The organism is Pedobacter faecalis (assembly GCF_030182585.1).
GTDB lineage: Bacteria > Bacteroidota > Bacteroidia > Sphingobacteriales > Sphingobacteriaceae > Pedobacter > Pedobacter faecalis.
In genome coordinates this window covers 1,026,334-1,042,047 of the sequence record NZ_JARXOW010000001.1, presented here as the reverse complement: position 1 = coordinate 1,042,047, position 15,714 = coordinate 1,026,334, and the positions used below count along the sequence as shown (strand labels likewise).

15 protein-coding genes are annotated in these 15,714 nt (G+C 47.1%); 9 read left to right on the top strand and 6 right to left on the bottom strand.

What is annotated here, in order from left to right; genetic code table 11:
- Window positions 1-9: 9 nt before the first annotated feature.
- Complete coding sequence (locus tag QEP07_RS04620; RefSeq protein WP_256004910.1) at window positions 10-306, bottom strand: winged helix-turn-helix domain-containing protein; 297 nt, start codon at window positions 304-306, stop codon at window positions 10-12.
- A 10-nt stretch (window positions 307-316) separates the two neighbouring features.
- Complete coding sequence (locus QEP07_RS04615; RefSeq protein WP_285008765.1) at window positions 317-952, bottom strand: hypothetical protein; 636 nt, start codon at window positions 950-952, stop codon at window positions 317-319.
- A 99-nt stretch (window positions 953-1,051) separates the two neighbouring features.
- On the opposite strand from QEP07_RS04615, the gene QEP07_RS04610 reads away from it, so the two are divergent.
- Genes QEP07_RS04610 through QEP07_RS04595 form a run of 4 tightly spaced genes read left to right on the top strand, consistent with a single transcriptional unit; the run spans window position 1,052 to window position 4,332 of the window.
- A complete protein-coding gene (locus tag QEP07_RS04610; protein ID WP_285008764.1) occupies window positions 1,052-1,702 on the top strand; it encodes an ABC transporter ATP-binding protein in 651 nt (216 codons plus the stop codon).
- On the top strand, window positions 1,699-2,001 hold the full coding sequence (locus QEP07_RS04605) for an ATP-grasp domain-containing protein (RefSeq protein ID WP_285008762.1): 303 nt from the start codon (window positions 1,699-1,701) through the stop codon (window positions 1,999-2,001). The genes QEP07_RS04610 and QEP07_RS04605 overlap by 4 nt, the downstream gene beginning before the upstream one ends.
- Window positions 2,002-2,011: 10 nt before the next feature.
- Window positions 2,012-2,629, top strand: a complete 618-nt coding sequence (locus tag QEP07_RS04600; RefSeq protein ID WP_285008761.1) for an HAD family hydrolase — start codon at window positions 2,012-2,014, stop codon at window positions 2,627-2,629.
- A gap of 59 nt (window positions 2,630-2,688) precedes the next feature.
- On the top strand, window positions 2,689-4,332 hold the full coding sequence (locus QEP07_RS04595) for a S41 family peptidase (protein WP_285008760.1): 1,644 nt from the start codon (window positions 2,689-2,691) through the stop codon (window positions 4,330-4,332).
- Window positions 4,333-4,342: 10 nt separating this feature from the next.
- On the opposite strand, the gene QEP07_RS04590 is transcribed toward QEP07_RS04595, so the two are convergent.
- The 4 genes from QEP07_RS04590 to lpdA form a co-directional block, all read right to left on the bottom strand.
- Window positions 4,343-5,269: a M28 family peptidase gene (locus QEP07_RS04590; RefSeq protein ID WP_285008758.1), complete on the bottom strand. Its 927-nt coding sequence runs from the start codon at window positions 5,267-5,269 to the stop codon at window positions 4,343-4,345.
- A 79-nt stretch (window positions 5,270-5,348) separates the two neighbouring features.
- Entirely contained in the window at window positions 5,349-6,209 is an 861-nt protein-coding gene (locus tag QEP07_RS04585; protein ID WP_008242129.1) for a sigma-70 family RNA polymerase sigma factor, read from the bottom strand.
- A 179-nt stretch (window positions 6,210-6,388) separates the two neighbouring features.
- A complete protein-coding gene (locus QEP07_RS04580) occupies window positions 6,389-7,228 on the bottom strand; it encodes an MBL fold metallo-hydrolase (RefSeq protein WP_285008757.1) in 840 nt (279 codons plus the stop codon).
- Between the two features lies 1 nt (window position 7,229).
- The gene (gene lpdA / locus QEP07_RS04575; RefSeq protein ID WP_285008755.1) at window positions 7,230-8,618 is read right to left on the bottom strand and encodes a dihydrolipoyl dehydrogenase; all 1,389 of its coding nucleotides are present in this window, start codon (window positions 8,616-8,618) and stop codon (window positions 7,230-7,232) included.
- A 168-nt stretch (window positions 8,619-8,786) separates the two neighbouring features.
- Here lpdA and QEP07_RS04570 point away from each other — a divergent pair, with 168 nt between their 5' ends.
- From QEP07_RS04570 to xylA, 5 genes are all read left to right on the top strand, one after another.
- Window positions 8,787-9,584, top strand: coding sequence for an SDR family NAD(P)-dependent oxidoreductase (locus QEP07_RS04570; protein ID WP_285008753.1), 798 nt, complete (start codon window positions 8,787-8,789; stop codon window positions 9,582-9,584).
- The gene (locus QEP07_RS04565) at window positions 9,581-10,579 is read left to right on the top strand and encodes an NAD-dependent epimerase/dehydratase family protein (protein WP_285008752.1); all 999 of its coding nucleotides are present in this window, start codon (window positions 9,581-9,583) and stop codon (window positions 10,577-10,579) included. Before QEP07_RS04570 ends, QEP07_RS04565 begins: the two co-directional genes overlap by 4 nt.
- 72 nt (window positions 10,580-10,651) lie before the next feature.
- Window positions 10,652-12,871, top strand: a complete 2,220-nt coding sequence (locus QEP07_RS04560; protein WP_285008750.1) for a GH92 family glycosyl hydrolase — start codon at window positions 10,652-10,654, stop codon at window positions 12,869-12,871.
- A gap of 11 nt (window positions 12,872-12,882) precedes the next feature.
- Complete coding sequence (locus QEP07_RS04555) at window positions 12,883-14,358, top strand: xylulokinase (protein ID WP_285008748.1); 1,476 nt, start codon at window positions 12,883-12,885, stop codon at window positions 14,356-14,358.
- A 29-nt stretch (window positions 14,359-14,387) separates the two neighbouring features.
- Entirely contained in the window at window positions 14,388-15,713 is a 1,326-nt protein-coding gene (xylA, locus tag QEP07_RS04550; RefSeq protein WP_285008746.1) for a xylose isomerase, read from the top strand.
- The last annotated feature ends 1 nt before the right edge of the window (window position 15,714 follow it).

The following is a 15,714-nucleotide window of genomic DNA, read 5'->3' as shown; positions in this document are numbered from 1 at the left end:
CAAAAAAAATTAAACGCCTTTAATCATTTTCTCGAGCGCATCCAGATGCGCCTTGAACGCCTGTCGCCCCAGATCGCTCACCTCGTATGTGGTATTTGTTTTCTTGCCTACAAAGGTTTTATATATTTTGATGTATTCAGCCTGTTCAAGCGTATTGAGATGGGAGGCCAGGTTTCCATCGGTAAGCTCCAGCAGCTGTTTCAAATCATTAAAACTCACCCTGTCGTTGACCATCAGGACAGACATCACGCCGAGTCTGATCCGGCTGTCGAATACTTTGTTTAAGTCTACTATCGGGTTTTTCATAAGATTAATGTTATGCGTTGCTCCGGTCGTACTTAAAGTACATGATTCCGCCGTAGAGGATATGAAGCACGCCAAAACCCACTGCCCAGAAATAAAGACCATAACCGATATAAAACATAGAGATAAGTCCCAGTATGATTTCACAGAAGCCCAGAAAACGAATGTCTGAGTAGGTATACTTGCTTGCGTTGATGAGGGCGAGTCCGTAGAAAATGAGGCAGGAGGGCGCTACAAGTCCGAATGTGTTGGGATGCGCAATAAGCATCGCCAGAATGAAGATGCCTCCGGCGGCAAGCGGAATGGCCAGATTGAGCAGCAGATTCTTCGCTGTTTTGTCCCAAAAGGGGAGACCTTTCTTCCTGCTTTGCCGGAAGGAAAGCATCAATCCGCCAACAATAGCGGTAAATAATACAAGAACCGCTATTCTCAGGAGATTATATTCAATGTCGATGTCGGAATCCGTACCGTATCCATAATTTCCCGCGGCATAGTGCTGAAGTTCCCGGTAAGCCATGTAGGCACCTGCCAGGGCAGTAACGCCTGCAAAAACACCCGATAAACCGCTTAAGGAAATGAAACGGGATGAACGATCCATTATCTTCCGGATGTCGTTTAGCGCATTAAGTTGCTCTTCCTGCTTGTTCATGGTTAAAGTACTTTGTGTTTCAAAGTTAGTCAATTGCATGTTTATACCAAATATTTTTAAGATTATTTTTTATGCCGCTGTTATAGTAAGTTTGCACTTATGCTAAAGGCTACAGGGATAAGAAAAGCGTACGGGAATCTTAATATACTTAAGGGGGTAGACCTGGAGGTAGGCCGGGGGGAAATCGTGAGCATCATCGGTGCTTCCGGCGCCGGAAAAAGTACTTTGCTGCATATACTTGGAACGCTCGATAAGCCTGATGAGGGTACGGTATTGCTGAATGGCACGGAGGTGAACAAGCTTTCGGGTGAGCTGCTCAGTGTTTTCCGCAACCGGAATATCGGTTTTATATTTCAGTTCCATCATTTGCTTCCGGAGTTTACCGCACTTGAAAATATCTGCATACCGGCCTTTATTGCTAAAACGCCTCGCAAACAGGCCGAAGCACGGGCTTTTGAATTGCTGGAGTTGCTCGGTTTAACTGACCGTGCACATCATAAACCTAATCAGCTCTCTGGCGGGGAGCAGCAGCGGGTAGCGGTAGCGCGTGCACTGATCAACAACCCGGCTATCGTCATGGCGGATGAGCCTTCGGGTAACCTCGATTCGGAGAATGCTGCGTCTTTACATCGCTTTTTTGTGACGCTACGGGATAGTTTCCGGCAGACGTTTGTGATTGTGACGCATAATGAGGATTTGGCCAAGATCTGCGATAGGGTGGTGACAATGAAAGATGGTCTGATTATATGAAAGTGATGATTACCGGCGGCAAAACGGCTGCTGCGCTTAAGATGTTGAAGCGGTTCGATCTGGCTGAAATTGTGCTGGCCGATTACGGTGAAGTTCCTGCATTTCCCTCAAAAGCATATAGTTTTATATCTCTCGGTGAACTGAATAAGGATATTACGGCGCATGTTTTGCTCACCTGTTGCCTGGATCACCAGGTGAACGCCATTTTGCCGATGAATGATTTTGAACGCTCTGCGCTTTCTAAATCGACGGTTCTTTTTGAAGAGTTTGGTGTAGTGATCCTTGAGGCTGAAGATTAATATCGATGAGATGAGTACTTGGAACGACTACCTGAATAGCAAATCTGCCTTCGTATTTGAACTAGACGATGTGATGTATCCTGAAAAGGATTATTTGTTGCAGGTATACTATCTCTTTGCGCAGTTTATGGAATACGGCGAGCAGGTCAGCGCCTCGGAAATGGTCCCGTTCATGCAGCAGGTTTATCAGACGGAGGGCGCGGATGAGGTTTTCGGTAAGACTGCTGCACGGTTTGGTCTCCCGGAAAAATACCGGTTAAATTTCGAGCTGCTGATGCATAGTGCCAAGCTACCGCTCAAACTTCTTCTTTTTCAGGAAATATTGCAGTTCCTGCAGACCGTTGTGGTGGAGCGGAAACACATTTTTCTGTTTACCAATGGCGATGCTTCTACGCAGCTCAATAAGATCAGGCAAGTGGAATGGCATGGCCTTGAGCAATATCTCAAGGTGTATTTTGCTGTGGAGTCGGAGCTAAAGCCGTCGCCCGCCGGACTTCTTCAGATCCTGGACGAGCATCAGCTCGATCGTTCGGATGTATTGCTGGTAGGTCGTAATGAGGCAGACCGGATCTGTGCGGAACAAGCTGGTGTTGATTTTTTGAATGTTGAGAAACTATTGTTAACTTAATAACGTTAATACCAACAGCTTAACTGTGCTCCCGGGCCACTATATAACGCAACAATTACATGAGAAAATATACCCTGCGCCACGTCATGTTACTTGGCTTTGTGCTGACCACCGTTTTTACTGCTTGTAAGAAGGATAAGAACCGTCCGGAAGATCCAGTCGACGAAGAAACGAATGTAAAGCAAACGCCTACTACCGACAGGCGGGCATTAACCAACGACTCGCTGTTCCTGTATGCCAAACAGATCTATTACTGGAATACGACTTTGCCAGGTTATGATACGTATGAGCCCAGAAAGTATACCTCCAAAGGCAATGATTTGGCAAATTATGATGACAATCTGCTCAATATAGCCAGAGCTGCCGAGGCACCTGAATATGTGGCCGCCGGCCCGTATCTTAAATATTCCTATATAGAAGATATCGCCACCAGGAACCCTAACGCTTTGGTAGCGAAACCGAACAGCAGTGCGTCGGTAGATCTGGAAGGAAATGGTAATGATCTGGGCATCAGACCAATCATTTATACCACCAGTAATACAAATAATGAGTACCTGCTTTTCATCACGGCGGTTTACCCGGGCTCGGACGCCGATAAAAAAGGCATGGAACGGGGCTGGGCTATAAAAAAGATCAATGGGCAGTCGATCGGCGCAAATTACCGGACTGAGGAGTCTATTGTTGAAAACGGCATGAATGCCAGTACGGTGCGACTGGAAGGAACAAAGTACTTGGGTAGCCAGCAGGTTGGGACTTTTGATGTTACGATTAACAAAACGGTGTATAAAAGCAGTCCGGTGCTGACAAGCAGCGTTATTGATCATAACGGCAAAAAGATCGGCTATCTGGCCTACGCGCGTTTTTCTAATACCGCAAACTCTGTTGCTGCCCTCAACGAGGCCTTCAGTGCTTTCGCATCTGCGGGGGTTACAGGATTGGTGATCGACCTGCGTTATAATGGTGGCGGATATGTAAGCACAGCCGAGCATCTGGTCAACCTGATTGCGCCGTCGACAGCCTCGGGTGTGATGTATAAGGAGTATTTTAATGAGACGCTTCGTAACGGCAAGGCAACCATCATGAAAAATCAGCCTATTCTGGACGATAATGAGAAGGTGCAGTACAGCAGCAATGGACGGATCATTAATTATTTCGATGATGTGGATTATTCGGTAGCCGGCAACACCAACTACTTCAGGAAAGCCGGAGAGGTCAAGAACGTTACCAATGTTGTGTTTCTTGTGACTGGTAATACGGCCTCAGCGAGTGAACTGGTGATTAACAGTCTGAAGCCGAAGATGAACGTTAAGCTTGTCGGCGAGCGTACCTATGGCAAACCAATAGGTTTCTTCCCGATCCGACTGGAGAACAAGTACGACGTCTATTATTCCCTGTTTGAAACTAAAAATGCGCTTGATCAGGGCGGTTATTTTGAGGGGATGGTTCCGGACTTTGAAGAAACGGCTACCTCTGCGCTTTTTGATGATCCGCGCTACGACTTTGGCGACAAAAACGAACCTTATCTGGCTACTGCCTTAAGCGTGTTTGGGCCGTCCGCTACCAGCAGTTCGAGATCATCAGCTTCTGTGATGTCGGTAAACGGAAAGCGCGTGTCGTTTAACAGTGATAATGAGATTAAACGAGTTAAAGGTCACAGTGAATTTGTAGGTATGATTGAGGACCGCGTAAGGAGAAAAAAATAGTTTTACGCTATCATTTCATCTTTAGCTTTTCTTTAAATCGCTTCTGGGCATCACGGTCCTGGTCTATATTGCTGATGATCTCACGGATCGAATTTGCAGCGTTCGTAAAGAAACTTTGGTTGATGTTTTTGAATTCATCACTTTCTTTGTGGTAGTCTTTATGATCCTCAACGCCAAAATACAGGAATGGAATGTTTTTAGCGTTGAAAGCACCGTGATCACTCTGGTTGGTCCAGTCGTCATGTCCAAGTTTAGGATCGTCATGGCCCGGGATGACTTTAATGTCAGGGCTGCTGGTTATAATATACTTCTTTAGCTCAGGATACTTGAAGGTGCCGCATACATAGAGTTCAGCCTTGTCATTGTGACTGATCATATCCATGTTGACGTTCAATACAATTTTATCAAGACTTACCGGCGGTTTGGCTACAAAGGCCTTTGCGCCTTGCAGGCCGACCTCTTCCGCATCAAAGGCTGCGAAAATTAGCGTGTGAACAGGCTGGTTCTTTGTGTAATATGCTGCGAATTCCAGTAGCGCAGCCACCCCTGAAGCATTGTCGTCGGCACCATTATATATCTCACCATTGATAACGCCTATATGGTCGTAATGTGCGGATATCACAATGACGTTATCGGTTTTCCCAGGGATATAACCAAGAACATTTATACCGTTCTGCGCTGCCTGACCCTGGTTCTGGAAGGTAAAGGGATGTGCGTAATTTTGTGCGTAGGATTTAACCCCAAGCTCCTTAAAGCGGTCGGCAATGTATGTCCTCGCCATTTCGGCCCCCTTTGTTCCTGTCTTTCGCCCTTCATAACGATCTGATGAAAGTACTTCTACATCTTTTAACAACTGGCTGGTCGATTGGGTATCGGGGTTTTTTACCGTACTGCAGCTTAGGATCACGGAAAGGGGAAGGAGCAAAAAGGACTTCATATTTTTGGAATTTAGTACAAAATAGAAAAAGATTGAGGGAAGCTCAATCTTTTTCTATCTAAAAAGGTATGATAAATACTTAACCTAAGTAAGATTTCAATATTTTACTGCGTGAAGTGTGACGCAGACGTTGTAATGCTTTGTCTTTAATCTGACGAACACGTTCCCTGGTCAGGTTAAACTTCTCGCCAATCTCTTCAAGTGAAAGGGGGTGGTTGGTGCTTAAACCAAAGAACAACACAATGATTTCTCTTTCGCGCTCTGTAAGTGTAGACAATGAACGCTTTATTTCTTCTGAAAGCGATTCATTGATCAGGCTGCTGTCTGTGTTTGGTTCGTGGTTTTCCAACACGTCGAGTAAGGTATTCTCCTCGCCCTGCACAAAAGGCGCATCCATGGATACGTGCCGGCCTGAGTTACTCAAGGTGTCAGATATCTTGTCTACCGTTGTCTCAAGAATGTCTGCCAATTCTTCCGGGGATGGCTCGCGCTCATACTCCTGCTCCAGCTTTGAAAAGGCTTTGCTGATCTTGCTTAACGAACCCACCTGGTTTAGCGGTAAACGAACGATACGGCTTTGTTCTGCGATGGCCTGAAGGATGGATTGACGTATCCACCATACGGCGTAAGAAATGAACTTAAAACCTTTGGTCTCATCGAAGCGCTTTGCTGCTTTAATTAATCCCAGGTTTCCTTCATTTATTAAGTCGCCAAGGGTAAGTCCCTGGTTCTGATATTGTTTCGCTACCGAAACTACGAAGCGTAAGTTTGTTTTTGTTAAGCGTTCTAAAGCGGCCTGGTCGCCCTCCCGTATCTTTCTTGCTAGTATGACTTCTTCTTCTGCTGTAATTAAATCTACCTTACCAATCTCATGAAGGTATTTGTCGAGCGACTGACTTTCGCGATTGGTAATCGATTGCGTGATCTTGAGTTGTCTCATTTATGTTTTGGTACTCGTTATATTGTCGGAAACGTGCAAAAGTAAGGAATTTATGTCACTAATACATAAATTACTGAAAACGTTACACTTTACGTCTGTTATTTATACTATCTTTAGACAGCAAAAATTATTCCAAGAAAGCGCTTTGAGGCAGTTATGACATGTCTCTGAAAAGTTGTTTAAAGACTACTGAGCGGAAATGCATGCTGTAGTCTGATGCCTTTTTCTGTCTGCATCACCGTACAGCATTCATTCACAGGGTCATGTTCAAGATACAGGATATATTCCTGGCTCGCGGCTTCCTCCAAAAATGATTTTTTTTCTGTAAGCGTTCGAAGAGGGAACATATCATAAGACATGACATACGGAAGGGGAATATGTCCTACAGATGGCAAAAGATCTGCCATGTAGACAATTGTTTTATTCTTGTATTGTATTTGGGGCAGCATCATAGCTTCTGTGTGGCCATAGGCGAACCGTACGCTTACGCCCTCATGGAACTTAATCCCATTATGCTCATCAATAAACTGCAGTTGTCCGCTCTCCTGTATTGGAAGGATGTTCTCTGTGAGGAATGAGGCTTTTTCTCTGGCATTTGGATGAACTGCCCAGTTCCAGTGTTTTCCGTTACTCCAGTATGTGGCGTTTTTGAAAGCGGGGAGGAGTTGGTCGCCATTGCGGACTACGGCGCCGCCGCAGTGATCAAAATGGAGATGCGTGAGGAACACATCTGTGATATCGTCTCTATGAAAGCCTTTTGCAGCCAGGGAACGGTCCAGTGTATCTTCGCCATGAAGGAAATAATGGCTTATAAACTTCTCGTCCTGTTTGTTTCCGATCCCTGTATCGACCAGGATCAGTCTCTCGCCATCTTCAATAAGCAGGCAGCGCATTGCCCAGGTGCACATGTTGTTATCATCTGCCGGGTTACTGCGCTGCCAGATGGATTTCGGTACAACGCCAAACATCGCACCGCCATCCAATTTAAAAAATCCTGTCTCTATCGTATGCAGGTTCATCCTACAAATGGATCACCTCACCATATGCATCGGCCGCGGCCTCCATAATCGCTTCGCTCATGGTTGGATGCGGATGCACTGCTTTGATCATTTCATGGCCGGTTGTTTCCAGCTTGCGGGCAACAACGATTTCGGCGATCATCTCGGTAACGTTAGCACCGATCATGTGCGCGCCAAGCAATTCGCCGTATTTAGCGTCGAAAATAAGTTTCACAAAGCCGTCTTTGGCGCCAGCTGCGCTTGCTTTTCCGGATGCAGAGAAAGGAAACTTACCGATCTTAAGCTCATATCCTGCCGCTTTAGCTGCTTTTTCTGTATAACCTACAGAAGCTATTTCCGGGCTGCAGTAAGTACATCCGGGGATGTTGTTGTAATCCAGCGGTTCCGGTTTGTGACCTGCAATTTTCTCCACACAGATAATACCTTCTGCTGATGCAACGTGGGCAAGTGCCTGTCCGCCTACAATATCGCCAATGGCGTAATAACCTTTTACCGAAGTATTGTAGTACTCGTCTACCACCACTTTGCCTTTCTCGGTTTTGATACCCGTCTCTTCCAGGCCGATGTTTTCAATGTTGGCGACTACGCCAGCTGCCGAAAGCACGATGTCGCACTCGATGGTCTGCATTCCAGAAGCGGTTTTGACCTGAACCTTACATCCTTGTCCGCTCGTGTCAACAGACTCGACACTTGACGAAGTCATGATCTCGATGCCTGCTTTCTTGAAGCTGCGAAGCAATTGCTTTGATACATCTTCATCTTCTACAGGAACAACATTGTCCATAAATTCTACGATGGTAACCTTGGTGCCCATGGTGGCATAGAAATACGCAAACTCAACACCGATAGCCCCAGATCCTACCACCACCATAGATTTCGGTTGCTCCGGAAGCACCATGGCCTGGCGGTATCCAATTACTTTTTTACCATCCTGCTTAAGGTTAGGCAATTCCCTGGATCTGCCACCTGTGGCAAGTATGATATGGCTTGCGCTGTATTCCTTTTGGCTTCCATCGGCTGCTTTCACATCGACCTTGTTGCCCGGCTTTACCTTAGCGGTGCCCATGATCACTTCGATCTTGTTCTTTTTCATCAGAAACTGAACACCTTTGCTCATGCCTTCGGCGACGCCGCGGCTGCGCTTAACTACTGCAGCGAAATCTGCTTCCGCCCCGGCAGTTTTGATCCCATATTCAGAAGCATGATTGATATATTCAAAAACCTGTGCACTCTTAAGGAGCGCCTTGGTTGGTATACATCCCCAGTTAAGACATATTCCGCCCAGCGACTCGCGCTCTATTATGGCTGTTTTTAAACCAAGCTGGGAGGCTCTTATGGCAGCCACATATCCGCCGGGACCGCTACCTATTACAATTACATCGTAGTTCATATCTTTAAATAATGGAATTTCAAGTTTAATACGGTTCAAAATTAATAAAAATGTTGATTTAACCCAGGTTAGCCTTTTCTTTTACAATAGTAGGCCACGAGCTGAAAAAGAACTGTACTTCGCTGCCGATAAATATTTATATTAGCGGTGAACCAAAACCAGACAACGATGAAGGCCGTTAAATACACCCTGATCACAGGCGCCAGTTCCGGACTCGGTCGGGAATTTTGTATGCAGTGTGCTGAGCGGAAAATGAACCTGATCATGATTGCGCTGCCCAACAGTAATACTGATTCCCTTGCGCACGAACTAAGGCTTGAGTATGGTGTCGACATCCAGGTTTATGAGTTTGATCTTACAGACAGCATCCTGCTGCAGGAACACATTAACCTGATCCGAGATCTTTATGAGGTAAATTTCATTATTAATAACGCGGGTATTGGCGGTACTGCGGCAATTACGCAGAGCTCCAGCGAAACGATTGACCGCATTATGCAGGTGAATATCCGGAGTATGGTGTTAATTACCCAGGGCCTGCTTCCGGTATTGTTGAAACAGGAAAGGAGTTATGTGCTAAATATTTCGAGCATGGCGGCTTTCACGCCAATCGCTTATAAGACGGTTTACCCGGCCAGCAAGGCCTTTATTTCTTCTTTTTCGCTGGGGTTGAGGGAAGAACTCGCAGGCACCGGCGTTTCGGTAAGTGTGGTATATCCGGGGCCTATCATGACCAACTCATCTGTATCTGCGCGGATCGTGAGTCAGAGTACGCAGGGTAGGCTTGGTTTGATGCCCACGGCCCGGATTGTTCAGATCGCACTCAAAAAGACGCTCGCAGGCCGTGCTGTGATTATTCCGGGAATATGGAACAGGTTTAATTACGGGTTGATGCGCGTATTGCCAACCGGTACCAAGCTGAAAATTGTCTCAAAAGCGGTCAAAAAAGAAATGGTGGTTAATAAATGACGGCTGATCGTGGACGGGTTCTGGTTACTGGGGCTAACGGTTTTTTAGGGGCAAATGCTGCCCGGGAACTGCAGGGTCGCGGTTACACCGTACGGCTTATGGTTCGCCGCTCGGCCGACATGCGTGCTTTATCTGACCTCTCTGCCGAGATCTTTTACGGTGATATCGCGAATGAGGAAGAGGTGATCGCTGCCGTGGAAGGTTGCGACTTTGTCGTCCATACCGCTTCGGTGACCCAGCAATGGGGGGTGAGTTATGCGGTCTATGAGCAGGCGAATATCCAAGGCACGGTGAACGTGGTAGAGGCATGCCTCAAGCATGGGGTTCAAAAATTAATCCATATCAGTACGGCCAATACCATCGGCCCCGGTACACGCAATAAGCCCGCCAACGAACTGTATTCATTCAGATTAACCCATATCCGGTCGGGCTATGTCAGCACCAAATACATATCGCAGCAGTATGTGCTGGAACAGGTGGAACGCAGGCAATTGCCGGCGGTAGTGATCAATCCAACTTTTATGATAGGTGAATATGATACTAAACCCAGCTCTGGTCAGTTACTGTTGCACGGTATCAACAAGCGCATCGTGATGCATCCGCCCGGGGGGAAGAACTTCGTCTATATTCAGGATGTAGCCAGAGGCATAGCGAATGCCATTGAAACCGGCAAGGTTGGTGAGTGCTATCTTATGGCTGGTCACAATTTAACATACCGCGAGTTCTTCAGGCTGCTTAATGCCACGTCTGGTCAGCGTCCGGTTTTGATAGCGATTCCAAAATTTATACTGATGTCGTTAGGTGTTGCAGGTTCGTTGATCGGTAAACTCACGGGCAGGCAACTGAAGCTGGACTATTCGGCAGCTTATATGTTGTGTTTATACAATTATTATTCTGGTAAGAAGTCGGAACGTGTGCTTAATCTTAGCTATACGCCTGTGGAGGTTGCAGTTAAGAGGGCGCTCGACTGGTTTCGGGCCAACAAATACTGCTGATCTGATTTTATAGGGTTTTGTAGCCGAAGTTTTATATCTTAGCTAGGAAACCAAAATTGACAGATATTTTTTATGATTAATTCTTTTAATGCTAAAGCCTCGAAATGGGCAAGGCTGGCTTGTTCAGCGTTGTTTATTGCGCAGATCAGTTCGGTTGCCATCACGGCTTCTGCACAAACCAATCCTTACCCGGGCGAAGGTAATCTTAAATATGTAGACCCGAGAATTGGGAATGTTGGTGCAATACTGGAACCAACACGGCCAACAGTCCAGTTGCCTAACCAGGTGATACGTATGACACCTCAGCGGGCGGATTATATGGACGATCAGATCAGCAGCTTTCCGCTTACGGTCGTGTCGCACCGAAACGGCCAGGTTTTCGCGATCAGGCCCGCTCTGGCAACTACAGGATTGAAGCGTATGACGTACGACCACGACCTGGAGGTGAACCGCCCATGGTATTATGCCGCCTATCTGGTAGAGGATGATATTAAAGTAGAGTTTGCACCAGGCAAGAAAGCGGGGATATTTAAGTTCGAGTTTCCGTCGACAGCTACAAAGGCGGTAATTTTTGACCGGTATAATAGCGGCGAAAGCAGCTACACCCTTGTCTCCGATAAAGAACTTACCGGCATGGAAACCTGGTCGGGCGTCAAAGTATATATGTACGGTGTATTTAACGCCGCCGCAGAAGGGAAAAAGGAAGGCAATAAAATGTTGCTCAGCTTTAACAGTTCTGCACCAAAAACCATTGAGTTCAGATATGCCCTTTCATTTATAAGCCCGGAGCAGGCCAAAAAGAACTATGCGAATGAGCTTAGTTCGGTCAGCTTTGATCAGCAGGCCAAAAAGGCCGAAGCGGCATGGGCTAAAGTGATCAACCAGATTCCCGTAACCGGCGGTACCGACGCGCAGAAGCGTTCTTTTTATACAGCCCTTTACCGTTGCTATGAGCGCATGGTAGACATTACCGAGGATGGCCAGTATTACAGCGGTTATGATAAGCAGGTACATCAAACCAATCGTCCGTTTTTTGTGGATGACTGGGTGTGGGACAGTTACCTGGCGCATCACCCCTTACGCACGATCCTTGATCCGGAGCAGGAGGGCGATATGTTAAACTCTTACGTCCTGATGTATCAGCAGAGCGGATGGGTACCCACATTTCCTTTGCTTTGGGGCGATAACCCTTGTATGAACGGTTTCCACTCCACCATATCGTTTTTAGATGGCTACAGAAAAGGTATTCGGAATTATGATGTACAGACTGCCTATGAAGGCATGCATAAGAATGCCACACAAGCCACCATGCTTCCCTGGAAAAACGGGCCGAAAACGGAGCTGGAAGATTTCTATTATGACAATGGTTTCTTCCCTGCACTAAAGGAAGGGGAAAAGGAAACCAATCCGCGCGTGCATGGATTTGAGAAGCGCCAGGCGGTAGCCATAACATTGGGGCATAGTTACGATGACTGGGCCCTGGCGCAAATGGCGCAGGAGCTGGGTAAAACGTCTGACTACGCGAAGTTTACCGCCAGGTCTAATTTTTATAAGAACTTGTGGGACAGCAAGACACAGATGTTTTTGCCGAAGGATAAAAACGGAAACTGGATTCCCATCGATCCGAAGTTTGATGGCGGCATGGGTGGCCGAGAATACTATGATGAAAATAACGGCTGGACTTACTTGTGGCAGGTGCAGCACGATGTGAAGGGTTTAATCGATCTCTTTGGCAGTGTGAACAGTTTCGAGAATAAGCTTGACCAGTTGTTCCGCGAATCGCTCGGAAGAAGTAAGTACGAGCTGTGGGCTAAGTTTCCGGATTTTACGGGTATCGTCGGACAGTTTTCTATGGGTAACGAGCCAAGTTTCCATATTCCGTATTTGTATAATTATACTTCATCACCCTGGAAAACGCAGAAGCGTATCAGGTTCCTGCTGGATACTTGGTTTAAAGACAATGTTTTTGGGATTCCGGGCGATGAAGATGGCGGAGGGATGTCGGCATTCGTAGTGTTCTCTGCTATGGGGTTCTATCCGGTTACCCCGGGAACACCGGTTTACACCATTGGAAGCCCGATATTTGAAAAGGTTGCGATTAATTTGCCAAACGGTAAGAAGTTTCAGCTGATCGCCAATAAATCTTCAGATCGTAATAAATACATTCAAAGTGCAAAGCTGAACGGAAAGACCTTGGATACACCATGGTTTACACATGAGCAACTGGTTAACGGTGGCACAATTGAACTCGAAATGGGTCCGCTACCGAATAAAAAATGGGGCGTTAAATAAATACTGAAAACATGCTGCTACTCGGTGTTGATGTAGGTACGTCTTCTATAAAAGTTTCGGTGGTCGACTCCGGAACGGGGGATGTTTTGGCGTCGACACAGTATCCCGAAAGCGAATCGCCCATTCTTACACCGCAGAAAGGCTGGGCCGAGCAGGATCCGGATATGTGGTGGTCGCACGTACAGCATGCTATTTTACGTTGTAACCAGGAAGGAAAATATGATCCGCAGGATATTTCTGCGATCGGGATTGCCTACCAGATGCATGGTTTGGTGGTGGTAGACAAGCAAGGCAGAAGTTTGCGGAACAGCATTATATGGTGCGATAGTCGCGCCGTGGAGATTGGGGAGAAGGCTATGCAGGCCATAGGTAAGGAAAATGTGCTGTCCAGCCTGCTTAATTCGCCGGGAAACTTTACGGCTTCCAAGCTTGCCTGGGTTCGGGACAAGGAGCCAGATATTTACAGGCAGGTGTGGAAGATCATGCTGCCGGGCGATTATATCGCCTACAAGTTTACCGGAGAGGCGACCACTACCGTGTCCGCACTGTCGGAGGGCGTATTCTGGGATTTTAAAGAGCACCGGTTGTCGGCCGACGTATTTAAGTATTTTGGTTTTGAGGAGGAGCTCATTCCGGAAATACGACCGCTGTTCGGGCCGCATGGCGGACTAAGCAAGTCCATCGCTGAAAAGCTTGGTTTGAAGGCAGGGATTCCTTTAGCTTATAAAGCCGGAGATCAGCTTAATAATGCATTGTCGCTCAATGTAACCGAACCTGGCGACGTGGCCGCAACGGCCGGTACGTCTGGAGTTATCTACGGCGTTACCGACCGTATGATGGCCGATCAGCAGTCGCGCGTAAACACCTTCGCGCACGTGAATCATAACGCCGACAAGCCCAGGCTGGGCGTGCTGCTTTGCATAAACGGTGCCGGCAGTATGAACAGGTGGATTAGGGACCTTACCGGGCATGCCTTAAGTTATGAAGCGATAAATGAAGCGGCATCGGCAGTATGCGCGGGCAGCGATGGCGTTCGGGTGCTGCCCTTTGGAAATGGCGCGGAACGCATGCTGAACAACCGGCTTCCTGGTGCGCAGCTCAGGAATATTGACTTAAATATTCACTCCCGGGCGCATATTTTCCGCGCGGTACAGGAAGGCATAGCTTTTTCATTCCGTTATGGTTTAGATATTTTGAAAGAAAACGGTGTGCAGCCTGTGGTGATACGCGCCGGATACAGCAACCTGTTTTTAAGCAGGGTTTTCGCACAATCGTTTGTGAACGCGACGCGCGTACCGGTAGAACTTCACAGCGGCGATGGCAGCTACGGAGCAGCAGTAGGTGCTGGGATTGGCATCGGTACCTACAGCTCTGCAAACGATCTGTTCACTCGAAGAGCAAAGATTGCCACCATAGCACCTACAGAAAACTTAGAAGACCACTACCAGGACTGGAAGGAATTACTTACCAGTTGTATAACATCCTGAATTTATTCAACCTATTAAATCGCAAAAATATGTCAGCAACTCATTCAAACGAATATTTCCAGGGCATCGGCCAGATTAAATACGAAGGACCCGACAGCAAAAATCCGCTTGCTTTCAGATACTATAATCCAGATCAGTTGGTGGCTGGCAAAACGTTAAAAGAGCATTTGCGTTTTGCGGGGGCGTACTGGCATTCGTTCTGCGGCAATGGGGCAGATCCTTTTGGTGCGCCTACACATTTACATGCATGGGACAAGAAATCGGACGCAGTGGACCGGGCGCGCGAAAAAATGGATGCGGCTTTCGAGTTTTTAAGCAAGATGAACCTGCCGTATTACTGTTTTCACGATGTTGACCTGGTAGATTACGGAAACGATATCAGGGAAAACGACAGGCGACTGCAAATCCTGGTAGACCACGCTAAGGAGAAACAAACGGAGACGGGCGTTAAGCTGCTTTGGGGAACGGCCAATCTCTTCTCGCACATCAGGTATATGAACGGGGCGTCGACGAATCCCGATTTTCATGTACTTACACATGCTGCCGCACAAGTGAAGGCAGCGCTGGATGCAACCATCGCGCTTGGCGGCGAGAATTATGTGTTTTGGGGTGGTCGAGAGGGTTATATGACCTTGCTGAATACGGATATGAAACGTGAGCAGGAGCATTTCGCCAGGTTCCTGCATGCAGCCAAAGACTACGCACGCAAAAATGGTTTCAAAGGCAATTTTTTTATTGAACCTAAGCCTTGCGAGCCGACCAAGCACCAATATGATTACGATGTAGCTACTGTGTTGGGTTTTCTTCAGAAGTTCGACCTTATGGACGACTTCAAGCTTAACATTGAGGTCAACCACGCCACCTTAGCCGGGCATACCTTTCAGCATGAGCTTCAGGCAGCTGCCGATGCGGGATTGCTGGGCTCTATCGATGCCAATCGCGGCGACTACCAGAACGGATGGGATACGGATCAGTTTCCGAACAATATTAATGAGCTGGTGGAGGCGATGCTGATCATTCTGGATAATGGGGGGTTAAAAGGAGGGGGTATAAACTTCGATGCGAAGATCAGGAGGAATTCGACGGATCCTGCTGACCTTTTCTATGCGCACATTGGCGGCATGGATATTTTCGCAAGGGCGCTGCTGATTGCGGATAATATCCTTGAAATCTCCGAATACAGGAAGATAAGGGCGGATCGCTATGCATCATTCGACACAGGAGCAGGTAAGGCTTTCGAGGAGGGGTCGTTAACCTTAGAACAGTTGCGCGATTACGCTATTGAGCATGGTGAACCAGCCGTGATAAGCGGCAGACAGGAATATCTGGAGAATTTGATCAACAGGTATATCTAAA

Bases quoted from the DNA above. Each gene is read 5' to 3' on its own strand.
- QEP07_RS04620 (WP_256004910.1), bottom strand. From the start codon at position 306: ATGAAAAACCCGATAGTAGACTTAAACAAAGTATTCGACAGCCGGATC.
- QEP07_RS04615 (WP_285008765.1), bottom strand. From the start codon at position 952: ATGAACAAGCAGGAAGAGCAACTTAATGCGCTAAACGACATCCGGAAG.
- QEP07_RS04610 (WP_285008764.1), top strand. From the start codon at position 1,052: ATGCTAAAGGCTACAGGGATAAGAAAAGCGTACGGGAATCTTAATATA.
- QEP07_RS04605 (WP_285008762.1), top strand. From the start codon at position 1,699: ATGAAAGTGATGATTACCGGCGGCAAAACGGCTGCTGCGCTTAAGATG.
- QEP07_RS04600 (WP_285008761.1), top strand. From the start codon at position 2,012: ATGAGTACTTGGAACGACTACCTGAATAGCAAATCTGCCTTCGTATTT.
- QEP07_RS04595 (WP_285008760.1), top strand. From the start codon at position 2,689: ATGAGAAAATATACCCTGCGCCACGTCATGTTACTTGGCTTTGTGCTG.
- QEP07_RS04590 (WP_285008758.1), bottom strand. From the start codon at position 5,269: ATGAAGTCCTTTTTGCTCCTTCCCCTTTCCGTGATCCTAAGCTGCAGT.
- QEP07_RS04585 (WP_008242129.1), bottom strand. From the start codon at position 6,209: ATGAGACAACTCAAGATCACGCAATCGATTACCAATCGCGAAAGTCAG.
- QEP07_RS04580 (WP_285008757.1), bottom strand. From the start codon at position 7,228: ATGAACCTGCATACGATAGAGACAGGATTTTTTAAATTGGATGGCGGT.
- lpdA (WP_285008755.1), bottom strand. From the start codon at position 8,618: ATGAACTACGATGTAATTGTAATAGGTAGCGGTCCCGGCGGATATGTG.
- QEP07_RS04570 (WP_285008753.1), top strand. From the start codon at position 8,787: ATGAAGGCCGTTAAATACACCCTGATCACAGGCGCCAGTTCCGGACTC.
- QEP07_RS04565 (WP_285008752.1), top strand. From the start codon at position 9,581: ATGACGGCTGATCGTGGACGGGTTCTGGTTACTGGGGCTAACGGTTTT.
- QEP07_RS04560 (WP_285008750.1), top strand. From the start codon at position 10,652: ATGATTAATTCTTTTAATGCTAAAGCCTCGAAATGGGCAAGGCTGGCT.
- QEP07_RS04555 (WP_285008748.1), top strand. From the start codon at position 12,883: ATGCTGCTACTCGGTGTTGATGTAGGTACGTCTTCTATAAAAGTTTCG.
- xylA (WP_285008746.1), top strand. From the start codon at position 14,388: ATGTCAGCAACTCATTCAAACGAATATTTCCAGGGCATCGGCCAGATT.